Source organism: Arthrobacter sp. ISL-85, assembly GCF_018613675.1.
GTDB lineage: Bacteria > Actinomycetota > Actinomycetes > Actinomycetales > Micrococcaceae > Arthrobacter.
In genome coordinates, this window is record NZ_JAGGPQ010000038.1 from 1 (window position 1) to 5,483 (window position 5,483).

Consider the following 5,483-nt stretch of genomic DNA (forward strand, 5'->3'; position numbering starts at 1 on the left):
GGCAAGGGTTACGGCGGTCATAGCGTGGGGGAAACGCCCGGTCCCATTCCGAACCCGGAAGCTAAGACCCACAGCGCCGATGGTACTGCACCCGGGAGGGTGTGGGAGAGTAGGTCACCGCCGGAACAACTATTAGGTCGAGGCCCCAACCACACACGGTTGGGGCCTCCCACATTTAACACGCAACCCCCGGCCTGACACCCGGGAGCACCCCACGGAACGGGGTCGGGAACGGGGTACGGCTCCATGGGGGTCGAAATACCCCAAGAATTCGGTGATTAACCTCAAAAAGTCGCGGAAACACGCGGAATTTGCGGTCCGGAACCGCCCAAGCTGGTAAGTTTTCGAAGAGTGGCCTGCGCGCATGCCGCGTGCAGGCTCCAGAATCAGAACCGTCCAGGAGGACATCAATGGCTAAGAACCGTAGTGAACTTGTTGCAGAGGTAGCTGGCAAGGCCGGCACCAGCCAGGCTGCCGTCAACTCCGTCCTCGACGCACTGTTCGAGGTTTTCGAGACTTCTGTCGCCGCCGGCGAGAAGATCACCATCCCGGGCTGGCTCGCCGTCGAGCGCACCGATCGTGCAGCCCGCACCGGCCGCAACCCGCAGACCGGCGAAACCATCCAGATTGCAGCCGGCCACAGCGTCAAGCTGACTGCCGGCTCCAAGCTGAAGGCTGCTGTCTCCAAGAAGTAGGGCTTATTCCTCTCCGGCGTGCAGCCGGTGGAAAAGGAGCGGCAACCCCAGGGTTGCCGCTCCTTGGCATTTAACCCGGATTCGCGGCCCGGGCAGGCGTAGCGGACAATGGAATGGTGTCTTCTGCCGCAAAACCACGTTCCACGCCGCCCCAGTCCAGCCCTGGCCAGGGAGCTGCGGTCCGGGACGCCGGAAGCAGGGGCATCCCGTTGCCCTGGCAACTGGCAGGCCTGGCGGCACTTCTCCTGGGACTGGCAGCAGCACTGATCTTCTCCGGGGCAGCAGCGGCCCGCAGCGTCGCCGACCCCGGAGCCCTTGTCCGCTGGGGACTGCCCATCAGCAAGGCCATCCACAACGTGTCCCTGGCGACCGTCGTCGGCGGACTGATCTTCGCCGTCGGCATCCTCCCCAAGAACCTCAACGCACGGGCCCGGGACCGGGACGCACGCTCAGCCGTCCCGGCACCCGAACATCCTGCGTTTACCCGGGTGCTGGCGGTGGCGGCCGTTGCGGGCGCCGTATGGACCTTGTCCGCCATCGCCGTCCTGGTGCTCACCTATGCGGACGTGGCCGGGCAGGGCCTGTCCGGTGACCCTGCCTTCACCCAGGCGCTTGTGTATTTCATGACGGACATTGAAACGGGCCAGGCGTGGCTCGCCGTCACCATCATTGCCGCAGTGGTCACGACTGCGCTTTTCGGCGTCAGGTCCCATGGTGGCCTGGCCCTCACCCTCCTCCTGGCGCTCATCGGTTTGGTCCCAACGGCCCTGATCGGACACTCCTCAAGCTCCTCGGACCACGAGGGCGCCATTAATTCGCTCGGGCTGCACCTGGTGGGTGTCAGCACATGGGTGGGCGGCATCATCATCCTTGCCCTCCTGTCCGGACTCCTGACCGGACCCAAGGCCGGGGCAGCTTCGGACATCACCGAACCCACGCTCCGGCGGTTCTCCACCCTCGCAGGCTTTGCGTTTGTGCTGGTCTTCACCTCGGGAATCATCAATGCCAGCATCCGCGTCACCAGCTGGTCAGCTCTCTTCGGCTCGGCATACGGGCAGCTGATCCTGGCCAAGACGGCGGCCGCAGTGGTGCTGGGCGGCATCGGCTTCATGCACCGGCAGTGGGTCATCCCGCAGCTGGGCCGCAAGGGGGCCACCATGTCCTCACGGCGCGTGCTGTGGCAGCTTGTCCTGGCGGAGCTGCTGGTCATGGGTGCTACCTCCGGCATCGCCGTGGCCCTGGGCCGCTCAGCACCGCCGCAGCCAACGGAACTGGCACCCAATGCCTCTCCCGCCTTCATCCTCAGCGGTTACGATCTGCCGCCTGAGCTCACCCCCGAACGGTGGCTCACGGAGTGGCGCCTGGACTGGATTTGGATCGGCGTGGCTCTCTTCGGCCTGGTGACCTACTTCCTGGGCGTTGCCAAGGTCCGCCGGCGGGGAGACTCATGGCCGTGGTTCCGGTCCGTGAACTGGGTCATCGGACTGGTGGTGCTGACGTACGTCACCTCCGGGCCGCCGTCGGTCTACGGCCGCATCCTGTTCTCCGCGCACATGATGGACCACATGGCGCTCACCATGGTGGCACCGATCTTCCTGGTCCTGGGCGCGCCCGTGACCTTGGCCCTGCGGGCCCTGCCGGCCCGCGGCGACGGCTCACGAGGCACCCGCGAGTGGCTCCTGGTCTTCGTACATTCGAAGTTCTCGCAGTTGGTCACCCACCCGCTGTTCGCCGCCGCCAACTTTGCCGGTTCCATCATCCTGTTCTACTACTCGGACCTGTTCAGTTTCGCCATGCGCGAGCACGTGGGCCACGAACTGATGAACCTGCACTTCCTGCTCACCGGATACATTTTCGTGCTGAGCATGATCGGCTCCGACCCGCTGCCGCGCCGCGCCCCGTACCCCATGCGGCTGCTCCTCCTCCTGGCCACCATGGGCTTCCACGCCTTCTTTGGCGTCTCCATCATGGGCGGCACGGGGCTGATGGCAGCGGACTACTTCGGCAACCTGGGGCGCACCTGGGGACCGTCGGCCCTCGCTGACCAACAGGCCGGCGGCGCGGTGGCCTGGGGCATCGGCGAGGTGCCCACGCTGCTGGTGGCGATCGGCGTCGCCGTCATGTGGTCCAGATCGGACCAGCGGGAGACCAAACGCGTGGACCGCGCGGCGGACAGGAATAACGACGCCGATCTGACCGCTTACAACGATATGTTTGCCAAATTGGCTGAACGCGACGCCAAGCTGGCTGAACGCAACAAGCTGGAAGGACGCTGATGAGCGAAACCGTACGCACGCATGCCCGGGTCCGGGCCTCCGAACTGGTTGGCCGCAACTGGTTGAACACCGGTGGCAAAACCCTGGACCTCGAAGCCCTGCGCGGCAAGATTGTGCTGCTCGATTTCTGGACCTTCTGCTGCATCAACTGCCTGCACGTCCTGGATGAGCTGCGGCCGCTCGAGCAGCAGTACTCGGACGTGCTGGTCACCGTAGGCGTCCACTCGCCCAAGTTCGAGCACGAGGCGGACCCTGTGGCGCTGGCCGCCGCCGTGGAGCGCTACGAGATCCACCACCCGGTGCTGGACGACCCCGAGTTGGACACCTGGAAGGCGTACACCGCCCGCGCCTGGCCCACCCTGGTGGTCATCGACCCCGAGGGCTACATCGTGGCCCACCTCTCCGGCGAAGGCCACGCCGACGGTCTCGCGGTGCTCATCCCCGAACTCATTGCCGAACACGAGGCCAAGGGCACCCTCCACCGCGGATCCGGCCCGTACGTGGCCCCCGAGGCAACGTCCGGCACACTGCGCTTCCCCGGCAAGGCACTCTTCCTTCCGGCGGGACGCGGTTCCACGGCTTTGGCTGGAACGGCCGACGGCGGCACGTCAGCAGGTGCCGCAGCGAACGGTGCAGCGGACAAGGGGTCATGGCTGGTCACCGACACCGGCCACCACCGCCTGGTGGAACTCGGCACCGACTTCCAGACTGTCCTGGCCACTTTCGGCTCGGGCACCAAAGGCTACGCTGATGGACCCGCCGCGGGGGAAACCGCCAGTGCGCAGTTCAACGAGCCGCAGGGCCTGGTCCTGCTCCCGGAAGACGTGGCAGCAAAGGCGGGCTACGACGTCGTCATTGCAGACTCGGTCAACCACCGCCTGCGTGGACTCTCGCTCACGGACGGGAAGGCTTCCACCCTGGCCGGCAACGGCATCCAGCGCCTGCTGGAAACCGGGCCGGCGCGGGTGGACGAGGACGGTGCCGGCTTCAGCGGCTCGCTGGGCAACGACCCGCTGGATGTTGCGCTGAGCTCGCCGTGGGATGTTGTGTGGTCGCGCAGGCTCAACGCGGTGGTGGTGGCCATGGCCGGCACGCACCAGATCTTCAGCTTCGACCCCGTCACCGGCGCGGTGTCGATCATTGCCGGCAACGGACTCGAAGGCCTGCTGGACGGTCCCGCCCATGAATCCTGGTTCGCCCAGTCCTCCGGGCTGGCGGAGGACGCAGACGGGAACATCTGGGTGGCGGATTCCGAAACCTCCGCGCTCCGGAAACTGGTCATTGCTGACGGTGCGTCCATCACCGTGGAGTCCGCCGTGGGCAAGGGCCTGTTCGACTTCGGCTTCCGCGACGGCCCTGCAGCCGAAGCCCGGCTGCAGCACCCGCTCGGTGTGACCGTCCTCCCCGACGGCTCCGTGGCCATCGCGGACACCTACAACGGAGCCGTTCGCCGATACGACCCCGCGTCCGGCACCGTGTCCACGCTGGCCCGCGGACTTGCCGAGCCGTCCGACGTGATTGTGGACCACACCCAGTCCGCCGGTTCGGAGCCCCTCCTGGTGGTGGTCGAGGCCAACAAGCACCAACTGGTGTACGTGCCTATCCCTAAGGAAGCGCAGCAGGTGGACGAGGGCGCGTCCCAAACCCACCGGCCCAAGAGCCCCGTGGCGCCCGGCGCGCTGGACCTGACCGTCCGCTTCACCGCGCCGACCGGGCAGAAGCTCGATGACCGCTGGGGCGACCCCACCCAGCTGAAGATCTCCTCCACGCCGCCCGAGCTGCTGGTGTCCGGCGGTGGAACCTCCGTGGGACTCCTGCGCACGCTGGAGCTGTCCCCGGACGTTCCCGAGGGCGTGCTGCACATTACTGCCCGCGCCGCCGCCTGCGACGGCCCGGAAACCGAGGACGGCGAGATCCCTGACCATGCCGCGTGCCACCTCTACCAGCAGGACTGGGGCATCCCGGTGGTCCTGCAGGCCGACGGCGACACCGAACTGGTCCTGGACCTGCGCGGGATGGACTAACCGGGCACCTGAGTTGCTGAACTGGCCCAGTTTTCAGGCTGTCAAAGCCTGAAGGCTGGGCCAGTCCTCTTTCGGCCGTGGCAAAACTGGGCCGGCTTGTACACTCCATTGTCCACATGGCGCCCGTGAAGCCTGCCGCCAGCCGTACATTGCAGACATTGTGGCTTGATGGACCCTACGGAAATCCTCGAATCAGCTGGAGGAGTGCTGCTCCGGCGCGATGTGGTCGCCGCGAGCGCAACAGACTCGGACATCCGACGCGGGATCCGCAGCGGACGAATGGTACGGCTGGAGCGCGGGCTGCTGGCCGTCGCCGGCGCTGAAGCGGAATTCGTGTCCGCAGGACTGGCCCGCAGCCTCCTGACGTGTGCTTCCGCCGCCCCTCACTACGGCTCTTCACGGTTCGTGGTGAATGTTCTGCCGTGATGGGTGTTCATGCCGCTGTTCTGGCGGCACTGCGCAACAGAATACGCGTTTTGTAGTTGCGT

At 66.3% G+C, this 5,483-nt stretch carries 4 protein-coding genes and 1 rRNA gene; all 5 read left to right on the top strand.

The genetic code is table 11. The features are described 5' to 3' along the window. Window positions 1–9: 9 nt before the first annotated feature. The 5 genes from rrf (at window position 10) to J7I84_RS21350 (ending at window position 5,421) form a co-directional block, all read left to right on the top strand. A 5S ribosomal RNA gene (gene rrf / locus J7I84_RS21330) occupies window positions 10–126 on the top strand. 284 nt (window positions 127–410) lie between these two features. Continuing rightward, complete coding sequence (locus J7I84_RS21335) at window positions 411–695, top strand: HU family DNA-binding protein (RefSeq protein ID WP_011693739.1); 285 nt, start codon at window positions 411–413, stop codon at window positions 693–695. 113 nt (window positions 696–808) lie between these two features. Beyond that, entirely contained in the window at window positions 809–2,971 is a 2,163-nt protein-coding gene (locus J7I84_RS21340) for a cytochrome c oxidase assembly protein (protein WP_214946517.1), read from the top strand. After that, window positions 2,971–4,995 carry an NHL domain-containing thioredoxin family protein gene (locus J7I84_RS21345; RefSeq protein WP_214946518.1) on the top strand — a complete coding sequence of 675 codons (2,025 nt, stop codon included), beginning with the start codon at window positions 2,971–2,973 and terminating at the stop codon, window positions 4,993–4,995. Before J7I84_RS21340 ends, J7I84_RS21345 begins: the two co-directional genes overlap by 1 nt. A 168-nt stretch (window positions 4,996–5,163) precedes the next feature. Beyond that, window positions 5,164–5,421 carry a type IV toxin-antitoxin system AbiEi family antitoxin domain-containing protein gene (locus J7I84_RS21350; RefSeq protein ID WP_214946519.1) on the top strand — a complete coding sequence of 86 codons (258 nt, stop codon included), beginning with the start codon at window positions 5,164–5,166 and terminating at the stop codon, window positions 5,419–5,421. Window positions 5,422–5,483: the final 62 nt, after the last annotated feature.

Coding starts and splice junctions, on each gene's coding strand:
- J7I84_RS21350 (WP_214946519.1), top strand. CDS start 5,164: ATGGACCCTACGGAAATCCTCGAATCAGCTGGAGGAGTGCTGCTCCGG.
- J7I84_RS21335 (WP_011693739.1), top strand. CDS start 411: ATGGCTAAGAACCGTAGTGAACTTGTTGCAGAGGTAGCTGGCAAGGCC.
- J7I84_RS21345 (WP_214946518.1), top strand. CDS start 2,971: ATGAGCGAAACCGTACGCACGCATGCCCGGGTCCGGGCCTCCGAACTG.
- J7I84_RS21340 (WP_214946517.1), top strand. CDS start 809: ATGGTGTCTTCTGCCGCAAAACCACGTTCCACGCCGCCCCAGTCCAGC.